The sequence below is a fragment of the Steroidobacter sp. genome (assembly GCF_036406195.1).
GTDB lineage: Bacteria > Pseudomonadota > Gammaproteobacteria > Steroidobacterales > Steroidobacteraceae > Steroidobacter.
The window spans coordinates 153715-172749 of record NZ_DASWVW010000001.1 but is presented as its reverse complement, the minus strand read 5'-3'; the positions used below and the strand labels follow the sequence as shown (position 1 = coordinate 172749).

The window sequence follows — 19035 nt, the reverse complement described above, 5'->3', positions numbered from 1 at the left end:
CTCTCGAAGAGGTCACTGTGACCGGCTATCGCCATTCCATCGAGGAAAGCCTGGAGCAGAAACGAGCGGCGAACGCTTTCGTCGACGTCATCAACGCCGAAGACGTGGGCAAGTTTCCCGACAAGAACGTCGCCGACTCGCTTCAGCGCGTGCCCGGCATCATCATCACGCGCGACGGCGGCGAGGGCAGTCGCGTCAGCATCCGTGGGCTGGAACAGGATCTGACGTTAACGCAGCTCAACGGCAACTATGTCGCCTCGGCCGACAGTCTCGATCCTGCGCGATCGTTCAACTACGTGCCAAGGATGTGTCGAACTTCATCGTGCCGCTGGTCATCGACATGGAACGTGTGGTCAACATCTACTCCGAGCCGTATCAGCAGATCGATCTCAATGCGTCGGTGGATTTGGGGAGGCACTTGGTGGTGAGTGCCTCGGTCATCAATCTGACCGAGTCGGAGCAGCGGCAGCATCTCGGCAACGATACCGACGCACGCTTCTACTCGAACGTGTATTCGGGCAGGCGCGCGTATCTCGGGCTCACCTACAGCTTCTGACCATGGTAGATTGAGCCGCGCGAAACGAGGGAACATGCCCCATTTCCCACAGCCAGGTTCAATGGCCCAGGATTCCCCATGAAGCTTTATTACCTGCAAGGTGCGTGCTCGTTGGCTTGCCTCATTTCTTTGATCGAGGCTGGAGCAAAGTTCGAGGCGATCCCGGTCGACCGCAAGACCAGGAAATTGCCGGACGGCCGGGACTACACCGAGGTGAATCCCAAAGGCTACGTTCCCGCTCTGGAGCTCGATGATGGGGAAGTGCTCACCGAGAACACGGCCGTCCTGCCATACATCGCTGACCTGAACCCGAGCGCGAAGCTTGCTCCGCCGGTCGGCACACGAGAGCGCTTTCGCCTGCAGGAGTGGCTCGGATACCTGAATGGCGAGCTGCACAAGAATTTCTCCCTGCTGTTCCTGCCATCGGTCCCGGAGCCGATGAAGCAGATCGCCAAGGACAACATTGCACGACGCCTGGCGCTCATCGAGGAAAGGCTCGGTGACAAGCCGTACCTGATGGGAGAGAATTTTTCGGTCGCCGACGCGTACCTCTATGTCATTCTGAGCTGGCGCGAGAGACTGGGCGTCGACATCAGTGCTTTTCCGAAGGTTACCGCGTTGTATGAACGCGTTCGCGCCCGCCCCTCGGTTGAAGCCGCGAGGAAGGCGGAAGGATTGAGCGCTTAGACCGGGCTTCGGCGCAATCACCTGTTGGGCCGTTGCAGTGATTGCCGAGAACTGAACCTCGCTCGCGCATTCCTCCTGAATGCGCGATTGCTGTAATATCCGCGCCTGACAAGGAAGAACATTCAGCGGCAGTGAAGAGAAGCATCAAACGAATCAAGCATGCAGTGCGTGAGCTCGTCGGTTACAAGCGACCGATCAAAGCAAAATCCGACCCACTGCCTTTCAAGGTGCTGGCGGCGGAAGGTATCACTGGCTGGTTTTCGCGCCGTGAATGCCGGCGTCTGTACATGACCGTGGCGATGAGCGGCGGCGCCATCCTGGAGATCGGCCACTTCCTCGGCCGGAGCACCGCCTGCATCTGCGAAGCAATCCGCGACACGCGCCGGCCCCGGACATTCCGCTCCTACGATCTGGGCTTTCGATCCGCCGAGGAGTTCAAGGCGTACTACGACCGGCTGCACAAGACCGATGTCGACGTGCCGCCCCAATACCAGCAGATCGTGTTTTCCAAGAACACGACTACGACCGAAGTCGCCACCGGGAATCTGCGCCGACTGGGGCTGGATTCGTTCGTGACCCTGATTTCCGGCGACGCGTTCGAGCTGGACCGCGACACTTACGATCTGATCTTTTGTGATGCCACCCACGAGCCGCACGAGATCGAGGCAAACGTGCCGCGCCTCGTGGCCCACAGCAACCCGGGTTGCATCTGGGCACTGCATGACATGAACCAGGTCAACATCGAAAGGGTGCTGGCGCTGGCCAACGTCGAGTTCTGTGAGCTGACCGGCTCGCTCGGCACCTTCATGTACCGCGGCTGAATGAGGCTTTGCCGATTTCGCCAGCGTGGCGGCCCGCCTCGGGTATAGCTCGGCGAGCACGTTTACCGCTCACGGCGACGATTGCGTCTGGCGCAGCACGCGGCAAACAGGTTCGGCCTGAACTGTGGCTGGAATCGCCGAGCGATCGGCAGTGACCCGACGATGTCGGAATGCGGCCATGTCCGGCGTCCTTGTGTCAGCTGGCCCTGAAGACCCTCGCGGCTGGGCTGCCAGACACCACCTTCAAGTCATCAAGCATAAGGAATCGTCATGACTCATGAGCTCGCCATCGATCTCATCCTCGACGCACCGGCCGACAAGCTGTTTCGCTGCTACACGGACCCGAAGTTGCTGCAGAAGTGGTTTGCGCCCGAGCCCTGGAGCATCGAGAGTGTCGACATCGATCCTCGCGCCGGCGGGCGGATGAACTTTGTGATGGCATCGCCGGAAGGCGAGGAATTCCGCAACAGCGGGATCTATCTGGACGTCGTGCCGAACAAGAAGATCGTGACCACCGATGCGATCACACCGGACCTCCGGCCTTCAGGTCCGTTCCTGATCGCCGAGATCACCTTCGAAGATCTCGGCAACGGCAAGACGCGATATCGAGCCGTCGCTCGTCACTGGAATGAGGAGACGATGCAGCAGCACCAGGAGATGGGCTTCGAGTCCGGCTGGACGCAGACCGCGCGGCAACTGGAGGCGCTTGCGAAAACACTTTGAGGCTTCCATGGTGGTGGCGGCGAGGTCGAACTCACCGCCGCATGCTGTTCAAGCCGGGCGCCGCTCGGCTGACTTCGGTCGAGAGCTGCGGCGGCCTGCCGCCGTAGTCCGGTCCATGAACAGCTCCGCCACGAGCGAGCGGAGCCAGCGATTCGCGCCGTCGTGCTGGAAGCGCGCATGCCAGTGCTGGCGAACGATGCGCGGTTTGGCCTTGAACGGCGGCTTCACCAACTTGATGTCCGCCAGCTTCGCCAGCTCTTCACCAATCGCGTAGGGTACGGTGAAGATCAGATTGGACTGACTCAGGATGCTTGGCACCGCCAGGAAGTGCTCGATGCGCACCGATACCTTTCTGGTCAACCCTTGCGCCTGCAGTTCTGTCTCCAATGAGTCGTTCACCTGGCCGGCCGGATGCACGACGGCGTGCTGGCCGTCGAGAAATTGCCGGCGCGTCATCTCACCCTTGATGGTTGGGTGATCGGCTCGCACGATGCAGACGAACGAGTGCGAAAACAGCCGCTGTTGAAACAGTGCCGCCCCGGTGAGGCCGGGAAAATGTCCGAGCGCGATATCCACCTCTCCCGAGCGCAACGCCGGCTCCAGCAGCGGCGCCGGTAGATTGACTGTACGCAACTGCAGGCCCGGCGCGATCTCGCTCAAGCGGCGCAGAATGCGCGGCAGGAACACCAATTCGCCGATGTCCTGCATGTTGAGCGTCACCGAACGCTGGGCGGTCGAAGGATCGAAGGTCTGCTGCTGCAGCAGGTCGGCGCGGATTTGATCCAGGATGGATTCCAGCGGTGCGGTCAGGCTCTCTGCATATGGCGTAGGGTGAATACCGCGTGAGGTGCGGACGAACAGCGGCTCTCCGAACATCTTCCTGAGCCGATTCAGCGCGAAACTGGTCGCGGGCTGGCTCATCTTCAGCTCGCGCGCGGCGCCGCTCACACTGCGGTTGCGCAGCAGGGCGTCGAACACCACGAGCAGGTTCAGGTCGACATCGGTGATATCCATGGTGCTTATATCATATATACCCGTTACGGCTCTTTCCAAATGAGCGTGATGCAGGCGAAATCCGGGGGATAGCCGCCAGCCGAATCGGCGGCCGAACGAGGGGAAATCATCGTGTCATCGTCCAACGTCGTGCGCTTGCAGCGCGACGGCGAGCTTGCGTTGGTCATCGTCCACAATCCGCCGGTCAATACCATCACGGCGGCGGTCCGGAGCGGTCTGCGAGAGGCGCTCGTCCAGATCCAGGCCAGCAGGGACGTGCGCGGTGTCCTCTTGTTGTGTGAGGGAAGCACGTTCTTCTCCGGTGCCGATATTGGCGAGTTCAGCGGCCCACCGAAGGAAGAGGAATACCGGGCCCTGTTCAACGGCTACGAAGCTTTGAGCATTCCGGTCGTGGCTGCCATGCACGGCACCGTGATGGGCGGCGGACTGGAGGTCGCGCTCGCATGTCACTACCGCGTCGCTGCGGCGGGCACGCGTTTCGCGATGCCCGAAGTGACGTTGGGCATCATCCCCGGCGCGGGTGGAACGCAGCGCATGCCCCGTCTGATCGGCGCCGACCAGGCACTGGAGATGATCATTACTGCGCGTCCGGTCGATGCCGCCAAAGGCCACGAGCTCGGCTTTGTCGATGAAATCATCGAAGGGGAGCTGCGCTCGGGTGCGATGGCGTACCTGCGCTCGCTGATCGCCTCGGGCATAGGACCGCGTCGCACGGGCGAGATGCCAGTTCCAGCGGCCAGCGCGACGGCCGAGGTTTTCGAGCGACGGCGCCAGCAGGCACGCAAGCTCTACCCCAATCGCAATGCCGCCCTGGTCGCAATCGACGTGGTGCAGGCGGCGACACAGCTGTCTTTCCAGAAAGGCCTGGAATACGAAACTCAGCGAGTCAACGAGTGCAAAGAGAGCGTCGAGTCCAAGGGCGCCGTGCATGTGTTCTTCGCCGAACGCGAGACGCGCCGGATTCCGGGGCTGCCCGACAGCGTCAAAGCGCGCCCGATCAAGAGCGCCGGCGTGATCGGCGCGGGCACGATGGGCGGCGGCATCGCGATCTGTTTTGCGAATGCAGGCATCGAGGTCACGTTGCTCGATGCCGACGAGCAAGGCTTGAGTAGGGGGCTCGCCAACGTTGAAAAGACTTATCAATCGATGGTGGAGCGCGGCCGCCTGAGCGCCGGGGACAAGGCTAAACGCATGGCGTCGATCAGCACCTCGCTGTCCTACGAGTCGCTCACGGAGGCGGACGTAATCATCGAGGCGGTGACCGAGAACATGAATCTCAAGCGCAAGGTGTTCAGCGACCTGGATCGGGTCGCGAAGCCAGGCGCGGTGCTAGCGACCAACACATCGACGCTCGATATCGAACAGATCGCCGCTGCTACCAAGCGTCCACAGGACGTGATCGGCATGCACTTCTTCTCGCCGGCCAATGTCATGCCGCTGCTCGAAGTGGTGCGAACCACCCAGACGTCGCAGGAGACGATCCGCACGGTCATGGATCTCGCCAAGCCGCTGCGCAAGACGCCGGTGCTGGCGAAGGTCTGCTATGGCTTCATCGGCAATCGGATGATGGAGGGCTACGCTCGCGAAGCCGAACGCATGGTGTTGGAGGGAGCCACGCCGCGCATGGTCGACTCGGCGCTGGAAGAGTGGGGCATGGCGATGGGCATTCTCGCCGTGTTCGACATGGCGGGCATCGATGTAGGGGTGAATGTGCACAAGGCGAACGCTTCGCAGTTCCCGCCCGACCCGGCCTACTACCAGGCCGACTTTGCGTTGTACGAGGCGGGCCGGCTCGGCCAGAAGAACGGCAAGGGTTATTACCGCTATGAGCCGGGCAATCGTGCGCGCTTCGACGATCCAGAGGCGATCGGCATCATCGCCGCGCGGGCCTGGCAACTGAAGGTGCCGCAGCGCCAGCACACCCCGCAGGAGATCACCGAGCGTTGCTTGTATCCCCTGCTGAACGAGGGCCTGCGTATTCTGGGTGAGGGTGTGGCGCTGCGGGCGGCGGACATCGACGTGGTCTGGACCTCGGGATATGGGTTCCCGCGCTATCGCGGCGGCCCGATGTTCTACGCCGAAACCATAGGCCTCGACGTACTGCTCGCGGGCATGCGCAAATATCAGGATATTTTTGGTCCCATGCATTGGCAGCCGGCGCCGCTGCTGGTGGAATTGGTGGAACGCGGATTGACCATTGCGCAGTGGGAAACACGCCAGCGAGGAGCGGCCTGATGAATATCGACGATCTGATCGCCATCGACGTTCACACGCACGCCGAAGTGTCCTGCCGGCAGGAGCCGGATGAAGCGTGGAAGCCCTTTGAGGAAGCCTCCGGCAAGTATTTCAAGGCCGCTAAGCGGCCCACCATCGCCGAGACCATCGCTTACTACCGCGAGCGCAAGATCGGCCTGGTGATGTTCACGGTCGATTCGGAGTTCCAGATCGGCGCGCGGCGCATTCCCAACGAGGAAGTGGCGGATGCGGCCCGCGACAACAGCGACATCATGATCGCGTTTGCCAGCATCGATCCCCACAAGGGCAAGATGGGTGTGCGCGAGGCGCGGGCGTTGATCGAGGATGGGGTGATTCGCGGGTTCAAGTTCCATCCGACGTGCCAGGGCTTTTTTCCGAACGATCGCATGGCGTATCAGTTGTACGAGGTCATCGCCGAGCACCAGCTGCCGGCGATCTTCCACAGCGGCCATTCCGGCATCGGCACGGGCATGCCCGGCGGCGGCGGCCTGCGGTTGAAATATTCCAACCCCATCCACCTCGACGATGTCGCTGCGGACTTTCCGGACATGACCGTCATCATCGCCCATCCCTCCTGGCCCTGGCAGGACGAGGCGCTGTCGGTGTGTCTGCACAAGCCGAACGTGTACATCGATCTGTCGGGCTGGTCGCCGAAATATTTTCCGCCGCAGCTGATCCAGTACGCCAACTCGCAGCTGAAGACCAAGATGCTGTTCGGTTCGGACTATCCGTTGATCAGCCCCGATCGCTGGATCAAGGACTTCAAGGAAGCGGGCTTCAAGCCCGAAGTGCACGACCTGATCCTGAAGCAGAACGCGATTCGCGCTCTGAAGCTGGCGTAGGCGGATCGCCGCAGTGGTCATGCAAACCGCGCCGTTGCCCACTTATCGACCTTGGACGCCGGACCCGTTCCGAACGGCAGTGGAGCGCCGGCCCGATGGCACGATGTATCTGCGTCCCGTGGATGCGCTGTCGGCATACCCCGATCGGTTGATGGATTGGCTCGAACACTGGGCGATGCAAGCGCCGCAGCGGGTGTTCGTGGCTCGCAGGAAGTCGCGAGGCGAGTGGCAAACGGTCACGTACGAGCAAATGCTCACGCGAGTGCGGCGGATCGCCGCCGGCCTGCTAACGCGCGAGCTCTCTGCCGACCGTCCCATCGCAATATTGTCCGGCAACAGCATCGAGCACCTGACACTCGCGTTCGCGGCAACATGGGCGGGCATTCCATATTGCCCGGTGTCGCCATCGTACTCGCAAGTCTCTACGGATCTGCAGAAGCTGCGCTATGTGCTCGACCTGCTCACTCCCGGGCTCGTCGCAGCGTTCGACACGCCTGCATTCGCAAGGGCACTGGAGCTGGTGCCCGGTTCGGTCGAAATCGTGGGGGACAGCGGTGCAAACGTCACATCACTCGAGGCGCTGGAGCGCGAGCCGAGCGCCGGGCTCGACGAGGTACACGCACGCACCCATGCTGACACCATCGTAAAGTTCCTGCTGACCTCGGGATCGACCGGCCAGCCCAAAGCGGTCATGACCCCCAATCGCATGCTGTGCAGTAATGCGCAGATGCTCCGCCAGTCCATGCCATTTCTGGTCGAGGAACCGCCGGTGCTGGTCGACTGGCTGCCGTGGAATCACACATTCGGTGGCAGTCACAACGTGGGCCTGGTGCTCAGTAACGGCGGCTCGCTGTACATCGATGATGGCAGACCGACCCCGGCAGGCATTGGAGAAACATTGCGCAACCTGCGCGAGATCGCACCGACCGTGTATTTCAACGTGCCGAAGGGTTTTGAAATGCTGTCGCATCATTTGAGATTGGATGCACAGCTGCGCCGGCTTTTCTACAGCCGTTTGCGGGCGTACTTTTTTGGCGGCGCGGCGCTCGCCCAGCACACCTGGGATGCGCTGGATGAGGCGGCGTTGCAGGAGGTTGGTGTACGTGTCCCGATGCTTGCCGGACTGGGCGCCACCGAGACGGGTCCGTCGGTGACTTTCACGAGACCGCAGGACGGACGCGCGGGCCTCATCGGTCTGCCAGCCAAAGGCAATGTGGTGAAGCTCGCGCCGGTAGCGGGAAAGATCGAGCTGCGGGTGCGCGGGCCGAATGTCACTCCGGGCTATTGGCGCCAGCCTGAACTGACCGCGGCCGCTTTCGATGAACAGCAGTTCTATCGCCTTGGTGACGCGGTTCGTCTCGTCGATGCCAACGATCCCACTCGCGGATTGGTATTCGATGGCCGCATCGGCGAAGACTTCAAGCTCTCCAGCAGCACCTGGGTCAGCGTCGGCCCGCTGCGGGCGGAGTTGATCGCCGCGCTGTCGCCGATGGCACAAGACGTGGTGATCGCGTGTCCCAATGCCGATTATCTGGCGCTCCTTGTCGTTCCCGACCTGCGCGGTTGCGGCCAGGTGATGGGCGCGAAAGAAACTCCTTCTTACGAGGCGGTCGCTGCCAATCCTGTTCTGCTGGCCGAAATTCAGCAGCGACTGAGCGCCCATGCGCAGAAGAATCCAGCAAGCACGCGCTGCGTGCGCCGAGCTTTGGTGTTGCCTACGCCGCCTTCGCTCGACAGGGGAGAGATCACCGACAAGGGATCCATCAATCAGCGCGCCGTGCTGAGCCATCGCGCTGCGTGCGTCGCTGCGTTGTACGCGGCGATGCCGCCACCGCAGGTTGTATCGATCGAATAACGGTTTATCGGTCTGGAGATGTCGCTCGACCCACTATTGACGGAAACGTTCAATAGTGACGTAATGGTTCAAAACAAACTCAGCAGGCGGCGTGGCCTGCAGCAAGGGGGGGCTGACGATGAGTGTAAAAGAAACATTCACTGGCGCACGCGTGTGGATGGCCGCATGGCAGGTGCCGATCATCATGGGCCTGACGGTGCCCGGCATCAGTGTCGCGCAAGAGGGCCGGCAGGCAGGGTCGCTGGAGGAGGTGGTCGTCACCGCCCGCAAGCGCGAAGAATCCCTGCAGGACACACCGATCGCCATCTCGGCATTCTCGGCGGCGGCACTGGAACGTCAGCAGATCAGCAGCACCGAGGATCTCGACCAGGTCGCGCCGAACCTGCAGTTCGCAAGCTACGGCCCGCTCACCGGCAACAACTCCGCCGCCCAGGTATATATCCGCGGCATCGGGCAGAGCGACGGTTCATCCGGCGTCGATCCGGGCGTGGGCCTGTACATCGACGATGTATATATGGGCCGATCGGTCGGTGGTGTCCTCGACTTTCGTGACATTGCAAACGTGCAGATCTTGCGCGGTCCGCAAGGAACGCTGTTCGGGCGCAACACCATCGGTGGCGCGGTGCTGTTGACCACGACGCTGCCCGGAGAGGAATTCGGTGGCACGGCGCGCGTCGGCGTCGGCGACGACAATCTCTACGAGGGCTTCGTCGCCGTCGATGTGCCGATCGCCGACAGCCTGGCTGCACGGTTCTCGGTCGGTGCACGTCAGCGTGACGGCTATGTCACACGCGTTTTCGACGGGCTCGATCTGGGCAACGAGGACACGTACACCCTGCAGTCCTCCTTGAACTGGAAGCCCAGCGACAGTGTCACTCTCACGCTGCGTGGCGATTACACCAAGGAAGACGAGCACGGCTCGCCATTCGTGTTCGAAGCCATCAACGAATCTCAGGTGTTTCCAGCAGCGATCAGCCAAGGTGCCGGATGCCCGGGCGCGACGTTTCCACCGCCGTCTGTGCCGCAGAACATCGTGGACCCGCGCTGCGCGAACGATGCGACCTGGGATCTCGGCAAGTATCGCAACGGCGGCAATGCTCGTGCCGAAAGCACTCTGGAGAACTGGGGCGTCTCCGGGACTCTGCGCTGGCAGCTGAGCGATACGTTCGCCCTGAAGTCGATCACCGCGTATCGCGAATTGGATTGGAGCGGCAGCCGCGACGCGGACAATACCGGGTTGCTCGTGCTGCACACGGATTATTCCAGCTCGGGCGACCAGTTCAGTCAGGAGTTGCAGGCCCTGATCGAGACCGAGCGGCTGCGCGGCGTGGTCGGTGCTTTCTATTTCGAGGAGAGCGTCGATGATTTCCTGCTGGTGCCGTTCGCGGCCCCGCCGCCGCTGGTGGCGAGCGGTGCGATCCCTGGATCGCTCGACTATCAGCGCGCGCTCATCGACAACGACAACTTCGCCCTGTTCACGCAATGGACGTTTGAAGCCACCGATGCGCTGAGCCTGACGGCGGGTGTGCGCTACACGGAGGAGACCAAGGGCATCGACATCGTTTCGTTCACCGTGACGCCCTTGACGGCGCCAGTGGTTATTCCGACCACGTTGAATACGCCGTTCGTGGCCGGGCCCGGCCTCAACATCATTCCGCGGCCGTTCGAGAACAAGTACGAGTCCACCACCGGCTCGGCGAGCATCCAGTATCGCTGGAACGAATCGGTGATGACCTACTTGAGCTGGTCGCAGGGCTTCAAGAGCGGCGGCTTCAATCAGCGCTACAACCAGGCGCCGACGGACAACCTGCCAGTCGCTTTCGACGAGGAAACGGCGGAGACCATCGAGCTGGGTATCAAGTCCGAGATCGGCGCCAACCTGCGCCTGAACGTGGCCGTCTTCAGCACCGATTACGACGACATGCAGTTGACGTACCGGCTCGGCATCGTGCCGCTGCTGTTCAATGCGGGCAAGTCCACCATCGAAGGTGCGGAAGTGGAGCTCACCTACGCGCCGGGCGGCTTGATCGTGGAAGCCAGCGCCGGCTACCTGGACAATGAATTCGATGAGATTGCAGTCGTGCCGGGCACGACGCAGACGGTTGGCCCGGACAACACTCTGCCGTTCGCACCGGAATGGCAGGCGAATCTCGGTGTCGGCTACGACTTCGAGATCGGCAACGCCACGCTCACGCCGCGAATCAACCTGAGTTACACCTCGGAGCAGTTCTTCGACGCCGCGAACTCCGTCGAAGTGGCGCAACTGAAGGATGTGACACTGGTGAATGCATCGCTCACGCTCGACCTGGGCGCGTGGCGCTTCAGGGCCGGCGTGAACAACGCGACCGACGAGCAGTATCGCGTTGCCGGCAACTCGTCGTTCAGCACGTCGGCTGGCTACGCCGAGGCGATCTATTCGCGGCCCAGGAACTACTTCGTTTCGGCGAGCGTGGATTTCTGATCCGTCAGAATGTCCTCGGCCGCCTCGCGGGCGAGTCGCTCGGCTTGGGCCGGCGGCACGCCCAGCGAGCGGAGCAGGCCGGCCGCCATGCCTGTGGCGATGTCGACGTGCGGCGTCACGAGCCGATCTTCCAGGGCGTGACGCAGCGAGATGATGATGGTGCCCATCACCAGCAGTGCCGCGACTTCGAGATCCACGTGCTTGAAGCGCTGCTGCGCAATGCCTTCCTGCACGTCATTGCGGAGCTTGCGGTTGATGGGCGCATCGACCATCGTTGCGCCGGAGTTCAGGCGCCAGAGCACTCGAGCGCTCTCGCGATGTTCGATGGCGAAGCGCATGAAGACACATAGCGCGCGCGCCAGCTGCACGGCAGGATCGGTAACGTTGGCATTCGCTTCGTTGACCGCTTGTTCCGCCTGGCGGCGGACGGAGCTGGCGATCTCGCGAGCGAATACGTCCTTGTCGACGAAGTGATTGTAGAAGCTGCCCTTGGCGACTTCGGCGGTCGCCACGATCTGATCGACGGTCACGCCTTCGACGTCGCGCGAGGCGAACAAGGTGCGGCCGGCGTTCAACAGTGCGGCGCGCGTGCGCTCCCAGCGACGATCCATTTTCGGCGTGGGCCTTGCGACCGTGTTCTTTTTCGAGCGCACTGTCTTATCGACTCATCTGTATTGAGCTCATCGGGCGCGCACCGGTGCAACGATAGTCGTCCCAGGTTGCGGCTCTGGGATGGTATTCCCTGCCTGGAAATTGGCAATAGCGGACGCGATGGGGGGCGGCATCTTCATCGGACGGTGAAATACTGGGAGAAATCATTTGTCCGAGTATTGACGCAACCGTTGTCGCGGTGATCTAGTACGCTCCAGACACACACACACTCGAGCTGAAGCAAGTGGTCTGGGGGATCGCATGAAGTGGATGGCGGCACTGGCTTGCGTCCTGGTGACGAGTATGTGTCTGGCACAGGCGGCACAGAGCTTTCGACCGGCGAGCACCAACGTGTGGGGCGCTCAGTATCCGCGCATCGACGATGCAGGACGCGTGCAGGTCCGCGTGAAAGCGCCCGAAGCCGACTCTGTCAGGTTGAATTTCTGGAGTGGGCCGAAGCTCCAGATGCAGAAGCAGCCCGATGGCTTCTGGACCGTGACGACCGAGCCACTGGTGCCGGGATTCCATTACTACACGCTGGTCATCGATGGCGCCGAGGTTGCCGATCCGGGCAGTCAGGCATTCTTCGGCGGCTCACGACACGCGAGCGGCGTGGAGATTCCAGAGCCGGGTACGACGTTCTATTCCGTCCAGGACGTTCCGCATGGCCAGGTGCGCGAGGTCTGGTATCACTCGCAGGTCACTGCAACGTGGCGACATGCGTTGGTGTATCTGCCGCCGGGATACGACTCGCAGAACGAGCGGCGTTATCCGGTCCTTTATCTGCAGCATGGCGGCGGTGAAGACGAGACTGGCTGGATCCGTCAGGGGCGTGCGAACTTCATTCTGGACAACCTGATCGCCGCTCGCCAGGCCGAGCCCATGATCGTCGTCATGGCGTATGGCTACGCGTTGCGCGCCGGCGAGTCTTTGCCCGAGCCGGCGCCCTTCGGTTCGCCGCAGATGTGGCAGGCCATGCAGCACATGACCTCGACGTTTGAAGACGACGTCACACAGGCTCTGATTCCTTTCATCGACAAGACTTTCAGAACGCTCACGGATCGAGATAACCGCGCCATGGCGGGCCTGTCTTTGGGCGGCATGCAGACTTTCCACATCACGCTCAGGCACCTCGACCTGTTTTCTCACATTGGCGGATTCAGCGGCGCCGGCGGCGTGCTCGGAGATTCGGCCGGCAAGTTCGATCCCAAGACGGACTACGAGGGCGCATTCGCCGATGCCGCCGGGTTTGCAAAGAAGGTACACGTGTTCTGGATCGGCGTCGGGACCGCCGAACCTGAAAGGTTTCACGCCAGGATCGGCGGGCTGCACAAGAACCTGGATGCCGCCGGCATCGAGCATATCTATGTGGAGTCGCAGGGCACGGACCACGAGTGGCAGACCTGGCGGCGCGCGTTGCACGACTTTGCACCCCGGCTGTTCAGGACTCGAAAAACGCGCAGCTGATGATTGTTTGCAGATGCCGCGTTGCTCGCGGCAGCCGAAGTTGCGTTACGATGCGGTCATGAAGCTCGCAACACTTCGCGATGGTTCTCCGGACGGTCAGTTGGTCGTCGTCTCTCGTGATCTTCGCATGGCCGCGCACGCTGGGAACATCGTTGCCAATCTGCGGCTGGCCCTGGAAAGCTGGGCTATTGTCGCTCCGAGACTCGCAATGCTTTATGAAGCATTGAACGATGGCCGTGTCCATGATGCCTTCGAGTTTCGAGCTGCGGAGGCGGCCGCGCCGTTGCCGCGGGCCTGGCAATGGCTCGATGGTTCGGCTTATCACAGCCATGGCGATCTCATGGAACGCGCGTTCAAGCACGCGCCGCTCGAAGGCAGATTGACTCGGCCCCTGATGTACCAGGGGGCGTCGGACGATTTTCTCGGCGCGTCACAAGACATGCCGCTCACCTGCGAAGCGGACGGCATCGACTTCGAAGCGGAGATCGCCGTCGTGGTCGATCGGGTGCCGATGGGTATATCGGCCGAAGCCGCGTTATCTCATGTGAAGCTCGTGATGCTCGCCAACGACGCCAGCCTGCGATCGCTGGCGCTGATCGAGATGAAGACCGGGTTCGGCTGGGTTCACGCAAAACCCGCGACCAGCTTCAGCCCGGTCGCAGTGACGCCCGACGAGCTCGGCCCGGCGTGGCACGATGGCCGCCTGCACGGTCCTGTGCACGTTTCCTGGAACGGCAGGCAGTTCGGTCGTCCGGATGCGGGCGCCATGGGTTTCGGGTTCCATGAGTTGATCGCCCACGCCGCCTACTCGCGCAATCTCAGTGCCGGAACGATCATCGGCTCGGGCACGGTGTCGAACGCCGAGTACAGCGTCGTGGGATCGGCCTGTATCGCGGAGCGTAGGGCGATCGAGATTGCCGAGCAGGGCAAACCGCTCACCGATTACATGCGGTTCGGCGATCGAGTACGGATCGAGATGTTCGATGCTGGTGGCCGGAGCATTTTTGGCGCGATCGATCAACGCATGGTTCGCGCCTAGGGTTCGCTCCGATGGGGTTCGCGCCGAAGGGCCGTTGCTATCCTGAACGCTCGCGGCGACCAAGCGCGATCACGGCCAATGACATGACCGAAAGCGCCGCGGGCAGCGCAAACAGCGACATTACAGCAGTTCCCGACATGCCGGCACTCAGGCCGGCGCCGATCAAAACGGGTGCAATCAGACTACCGAAGCGACTTGCGCTTTTCGCCCAGCCTATGCCGAGGGCGCGCAGTGGGGCCGGATAGAACGTCGCCAGCACCACGTTGACGCCGCCGTAAGCGCCGAGCACGAAGAATCCGCACGTGACCAGGAGCACCATCAGCACAGGGTCGGACGCCGTAGCCAGCGCCTGGCCGATCGTGAACAGCAGCGCGGTGGAGATCACCAGAAAGGTCATCAGTGTCCGCACGGCACCGAAGTGATCGATGAGTACGCCCACGCCGAGCGCGGCGATGATGCCGCCCAGGGAAAACACGGAAACGGAGAGGGCCGCAAACCGTTCGCTTCTTCCCGCTTCGACCAGCAACGTCGGCAGCCAGGAGTTCAGGCAGTAGCTGATCGTGAGCATGCAGATGAACAGCATCCACAACATGAGCGTACCGATCAGATAATCGGGTGAGAATAGAGCGAGCACGCGCCGGCCTTGGCTCATGTCGGCTTCCCGGTCGCCGTCACTGCTGGTGTCACGGATTTCGCGCAGCCATAGCCACGACACTGTCAGCGTTGCCAGGCAAGCCAGTCCGACGGCGGCCATCGCTGCACGCCAGCCGCCGAGCTCCACGAATGCGTTGGCGACCAGGCCGGCGAGCGTGGCGCCGAGCCCATAGCCGATGAACAGCAGCATGATCGCCAGCCCGCGTCTGCTTGCAGGCGCCGCAGCGGTGACGAGCGCAAGACAGCTCGGCAGGCAACCGCCCAGAAAAACTCCTGTAACCAGCCGCCACAGGAACAGACCGGTTGCGTCGTTCGCAAGCGCGCTACCGGTTTGCGCGAGCCCGAATCCTGCCAGACAGATGAGCACGATACCGCGTTGACCCGCGCGGCCTGCAAACATCGGCAGCAACGCAAGGCCGATGCATTGGCCGACGAGGTTTGCCGAGAAGATCGGCCCGAGCTCGGCGTTGCCCAGCTCGAGCGAGCGTGCGATGGCAGGAGCCAGCGGCCCGAGAATAGAGTGGCTGAGCCCGTCCAGCAGATAGACTAGCGCGCACAAGCCGATCAGCAGCAGGGTCGCCAGGTTCAGGCGACGGTCCTGGAGGGGCATTGCCAGGGAGGAGCTCATCATGGTGTTTGTAGCCGATCACGCCGCACTCACTCGTCCTCTGGCGAGGGGACAGACCCCCCGGATCTGGCTGGCTATGGTGCTGCAATAACAACGGGTGAGGCAGTTCGAGGGGGCTCGATGAGGTCGACACACCAGATCGGCATGCTGCTGGCTGCAGTTCACGCAGTCACTGTGATATCCGCGCACGCGCAGGAGTCCGCGCCGCCACCGGACGAAAGGGGCGGTCTCGAGGAAGTCATCGTCACCGCGCAGAGGCGTTCCGAAGACGTGCAAAGGGCGGCGCTCGCGATCACCGCGGTGACAGGCAAAGATCTCGAAAGCCGAGGTATCAGTCAGACCGAGGACCTCAGCGCGTTGACGGCCGGGTTGCAAGTGAATCCCTCGGCGGGTCCTTACACCACGTTCTCGGTTCGCTCGGTGAGCTCGCTCAGCGGCAATGCCTTCGCCGATCCGGCCGTCGCCGTGAACTTGAATGGCATCTATCTGGCGACGCCGACAATCATTCACGGCCTGTACTACGACCTGGAGCGGGTCGAGATCCTGAAGGGACCGCAAGGCACGCTGTACGGCCGCAACGCGACCGCCGGTGCGATCAATATCATCCCGAATCGTCCCGAGTTCGGCTTCACCGGCAACGCGTCGGCGGAGGTCGGCAACTACGGTCGTCTCAACGTGGGCGGTATGATCAACGTGCCACTGTCCGAGCGCGTCGCGTTTCGCCTCGCTGGGCAGCGCGTGCGTCGCGACGGCTTCATGAGTGACGGTACGAGCGACGACAACGGTGCAGCCGGTCGCGCGTCTCTGCTGTTCGAAGTGAGCGACAGTCTATCGATCCTGTTGTCCGGGGACTTCGCGCATCAGGGCGGGCGAGGTCCGGGCGCGACCGTGCGCAAGCAATGCGCATCGCTCGGGCGTCCCGGTGGAACGTGCTTTGCGGCGGACCCCCATACGGCCGTCGCGGATCTGCCCGATCAATACATTCCCTTCGGCCTTGCTCCGCAGACCCGCGACAGCCGGATCGACGGCGATTACTACGGCGGGGGCGTGAACATCGATTGGAACACGGGCCTCGGCACGGTCAGCTTCATCGGCGGCTATCGCGAATCGCGAAATTCATATAAGGGCAGTGGCACCAGCTGGCTGCTGCTCGAAGAGCAGAATCCGACGCAGTTCTCGGCGGAGCTACGCCTGGCGTCAACGGGTGCGGGCCCGTTGCAGTATGTCGTGGGCACGTACTATCTCGACACCGAGATGACAGCACACGCCAACAGCGAGAATCCAACACGCTTCAATTTCAGCGACCAGTACACGAATCTCGAAGGCTGGACCGCCGCCGCATTCACCCAGCTGAGCTACGCGCTCACCGATTCATTCCGCATCACCGGCGGCGTGCGATACACCTACGAAGAGAAGAGCAGCAACAGCTTTCGTTACAACCTGGCCAATACCGTCGGCCCCGATCCAGTCATTCCTTCGACACCGATCGGTCCGCCGGTCAGCGTCGTGGTCGACACTCGCGATTGGGACAAGCTGAACTGGAAGCTCGGTGTCGAGTACGACATCGCGGATCGCAGCCTGATCTACGCAAACGTCAGCACCGGCTTCAAGGCAGGCGGTTTCTTCTACGGCCCGCCAGAAGCGCAGTCGTATGAGCCGGAGACGGTCAAGTCGTATGTCGTAGGTTCGAAGAACCGTTTCTTCGACAATCGGCTGCAGCTCAACGCGGAAGCGTTCTATCTCGACTATCGAGACCAGCAGGTTTCTTTCGTGAAGCTGGTCGGCACCTCGGCCGCGCTGGTGACGGAAAACGCGGGCAAGTCGCACGCGTATGGAATTGAAATCGACAGCGAATTTCTGCTCACGCCAACAACGCGCATCGGTGCGCAAGTTCAGCATCTCCAGGCGAAGTACGATTCGTTCAGCTATCTGACCATCGCGCCCCCTCCGGCAAGCTCGCAATGTCGAGTGACTCCGGGCGCCCCACAGGCCACAGTGGATTGTGCCGGCACCACGCCCATCCGCTCGCCTCGGTGGACCGTGGTGGGCAATATCGAGCAGACCTTCCCGTTGTCGAATGGCGGTCGATTCGTTGCAGAGGCCCGGGCGCGCTATGAAGCGGCCTTCGAGGCGGATGTCGCATACATTCCGGAAACACGCACCTACGGCACCACGCGTGTCGATCTCGGACTTGGATACACGACCGCTGATGACAGATTCACGATCAAGGGGTATGTAGCCAATCTCACGGATGAGGATACGATCGCCAATGAGACCGTGAGCGTGGCCTACGCAGCGAATCAGGTGGTCGGTGTCAACCTGCAAGCGCCGCGTACATACGGGGTGCGTGCGTCATTTGATTTCTAGTATTCGATTTCCAATGGGAGCGGCTCGTTGTTCAGACGAGCCGCATCCCGCTCAACGGCAGGCTAGATGCGGAATCGCCGGCGAGCTTCTTCGACGGTCGCCGGCTTCATGCCGTAGATCGCAGCGATGGCTGCGGCCGCACGCACCATGTCGCTGTTATTGCGCGCGACGCTGCCATCGGGCAGGTGAATGCCGTCCTCGAATCCCACGCGCACCAGGTCGCAACCCAGCGAGAGTCCCAGCGTCACGATCCGGAACATATCTCGGCCGGTCGCCGTGACTCCCCAGATGGCCTTGGGGAATAGACGCAGGCCTTCGTCGATTGCAAACAGAACATTGCGAGCGACCGGCGGCGTGGCGCCGAATCCGCCACCGTGCAGCAGCCACATATTGTCCCGATCGCGATCGAACAGGCCTTCCTCGGCATAGCGGACCAGGCGATGCAGCGAGCTGGCTTCCACCACCTCGTATTCGAGCGCTGAGCCCTTTTCGTACACGGCCTGGATGGTTTGTTTCAGCAGGGCAGGCGAGTTCACGTAGGGTGTTTCTTCCGGATAACCGCCTTCTGGATTGTAGAAATCCGCCGATCCGGCCGCGATGCCGAACAGGTCCTGCTGGGGATCGAGGCTGAGCAGGCCGAGCCGCTCGGCATCGGTCGGCCAGATGAACTGTCCTGTCTGCGGGTCGCGCCGCACGCCGATGCCGTTGGTCGTCTGGATCAAGATTGGCGAGCGAGCCCGGATCTCGCGAATGATCTGCGCGTAGATCTCTCGATCGCCCGAGTTCCTGCCATGCTTGTCCCGCGCGTGCACGTGGATCACGGAGGCCCCGGCCTCGTAGCAGCGTGCCGCCGCTTCGCCGATTTCCACAGGTTGCTTGGGGACGATGGCGCCGTCGCGATCCTGTTGCATGCCGCCGTTGACGGCAACGGTGATGATGACCTTGTTTCCGGCGAGCATACCTTGCCTCCCTCCGATTGCGACTGAAAGATGGAAATCTAACGCGCTGGCCGTG

General features: G+C 62.2%; 15 protein-coding genes and 1 pseudogene. 12 read left to right on the top strand and 4 right to left on the bottom strand.

Annotated features, from left to right (window positions below):
• Positions 1-2: 2 nt before the first annotated feature.
• The 5 genes and pseudogenes from VGE08_RS26230 to VGE08_RS00675 all read left to right on the top strand — a co-directional run.
• Positions 3-296, top strand: a pseudogene (locus tag VGE08_RS26230) (TonB-dependent receptor plug domain-containing protein); the annotation flags it as partial.
• Positions 297-424: 128 nt separating this feature from the next.
• Positions 425-556: a hypothetical protein gene (locus VGE08_RS00690; RefSeq protein ID WP_331065919.1), complete on the top strand. Its 132-nt coding sequence runs from the start codon at positions 425-427 to the stop codon at positions 554-556.
• 78 nt (positions 557-634) lie between these two features.
• A complete protein-coding gene (gstA, locus tag VGE08_RS00685) occupies positions 635-1243 on the top strand; it encodes a glutathione transferase GstA (RefSeq protein WP_331065918.1) in 609 nt (202 codons plus the stop codon).
• A gap of 131 nt (positions 1244-1374) precedes the next feature.
• Entirely contained in the window at positions 1375-2064 is a 690-nt protein-coding gene (locus VGE08_RS00680) for a class I SAM-dependent methyltransferase (RefSeq protein WP_331065917.1), read from the top strand.
• A gap of 270 nt (positions 2065-2334) precedes the next feature.
• A complete protein-coding gene (locus VGE08_RS00675; protein WP_331065916.1) occupies positions 2335-2787 on the top strand; it encodes an SRPBCC family protein in 453 nt (150 codons plus the stop codon).
• Positions 2788-2835: 48 nt separating this feature from the next.
• Here the strand turns inward: VGE08_RS00675 and VGE08_RS00670 are convergent, their stop codons facing one another.
• Positions 2836-3801: a LysR family transcriptional regulator gene (locus VGE08_RS00670; RefSeq protein ID WP_331065915.1), complete on the bottom strand. Its 966-nt coding sequence runs from the start codon at positions 3799-3801 to the stop codon at positions 2836-2838.
• A 111-nt stretch (positions 3802-3912) separates the two neighbouring features.
• Between VGE08_RS00670 and VGE08_RS00665 the strand changes: the two genes are divergently transcribed.
• From VGE08_RS00665 to VGE08_RS00650, 4 genes are all read left to right on the top strand, one after another.
• On the top strand, positions 3913-6036 hold the full coding sequence (locus VGE08_RS00665; protein ID WP_331065914.1) for a 3-hydroxyacyl-CoA dehydrogenase NAD-binding domain-containing protein: 2124 nt from the start codon (positions 3913-3915) through the stop codon (positions 6034-6036).
• Entirely contained in the window at positions 6036-6899 is an 864-nt protein-coding gene (locus VGE08_RS00660; protein ID WP_331065913.1) for an amidohydrolase family protein, read from the top strand. The genes VGE08_RS00665 and VGE08_RS00660 overlap by 1 nt, the downstream gene beginning before the upstream one ends.
• 19 nt (positions 6900-6918) lie before the next feature.
• The gene (locus VGE08_RS00655; protein WP_331065912.1) at positions 6919-8754 is read left to right on the top strand and encodes a feruloyl-CoA synthase; all 1836 of its coding nucleotides are present in this window, start codon (positions 6919-6921) and stop codon (positions 8752-8754) included.
• Positions 8755-8872: 118 nt separating this feature from the next.
• Positions 8873-11215 (top strand): TonB-dependent receptor, encoded by a 2343-nt coding sequence (locus tag VGE08_RS00650; RefSeq protein WP_331065911.1) that lies wholly within the window; start codon positions 8873-8875, stop codon positions 11213-11215.
• Here the strand turns inward: VGE08_RS00650 and VGE08_RS00645 are convergent.
• Positions 11185-11868, bottom strand: coding sequence for a TetR/AcrR family transcriptional regulator (locus tag VGE08_RS00645; protein WP_331065910.1), 684 nt, complete (start codon positions 11866-11868; stop codon positions 11185-11187). The genes VGE08_RS00650 and VGE08_RS00645 overlap by 31 nt on opposite strands.
• A gap of 259 nt (positions 11869-12127) precedes the next feature.
• Between VGE08_RS00645 and VGE08_RS00640 the strand changes: the two genes are divergently transcribed.
• Positions 12128-13333 carry an alpha/beta hydrolase-fold protein gene (locus VGE08_RS00640; protein WP_331065909.1) on the top strand — a complete coding sequence of 402 codons (1206 nt, stop codon included), beginning with the start codon at positions 12128-12130 and terminating at the stop codon, positions 13331-13333.
• A gap of 58 nt (positions 13334-13391) precedes the next feature.
• Positions 13392-14372, top strand: a complete 981-nt coding sequence (locus VGE08_RS00635; protein ID WP_331065908.1) for a fumarylacetoacetate hydrolase family protein — start codon at positions 13392-13394, stop codon at positions 14370-14372.
• A 37-nt stretch (positions 14373-14409) separates the two neighbouring features.
• On the opposite strand, the gene VGE08_RS00630 is transcribed toward VGE08_RS00635, so the two are convergent.
• The gene (locus tag VGE08_RS00630) at positions 14410-15657 is read right to left on the bottom strand and encodes an MFS transporter (RefSeq protein ID WP_331065907.1); all 1248 of its coding nucleotides are present in this window, start codon (positions 15655-15657) and stop codon (positions 14410-14412) included.
• Positions 15658-15774: 117 nt separating this feature from the next.
• On the opposite strand from VGE08_RS00630, the gene VGE08_RS00625 reads away from it, so the two are divergent.
• The gene (locus tag VGE08_RS00625; RefSeq protein ID WP_331065906.1) at positions 15775-18021 is read left to right on the top strand and encodes a TonB-dependent receptor; all 2247 of its coding nucleotides are present in this window, start codon (positions 15775-15777) and stop codon (positions 18019-18021) included.
• 62 nt (positions 18022-18083) lie between these two features.
• Here the strand turns inward: VGE08_RS00625 and VGE08_RS00620 are convergent, their stop codons facing one another.
• The gene (locus VGE08_RS00620; RefSeq protein ID WP_331065905.1) at positions 18084-18980 is read right to left on the bottom strand and encodes a 3-keto-5-aminohexanoate cleavage protein; all 897 of its coding nucleotides are present in this window, start codon (positions 18978-18980) and stop codon (positions 18084-18086) included.
• Between the last annotated feature and the right edge of the window lie 55 nt (positions 18981-19035).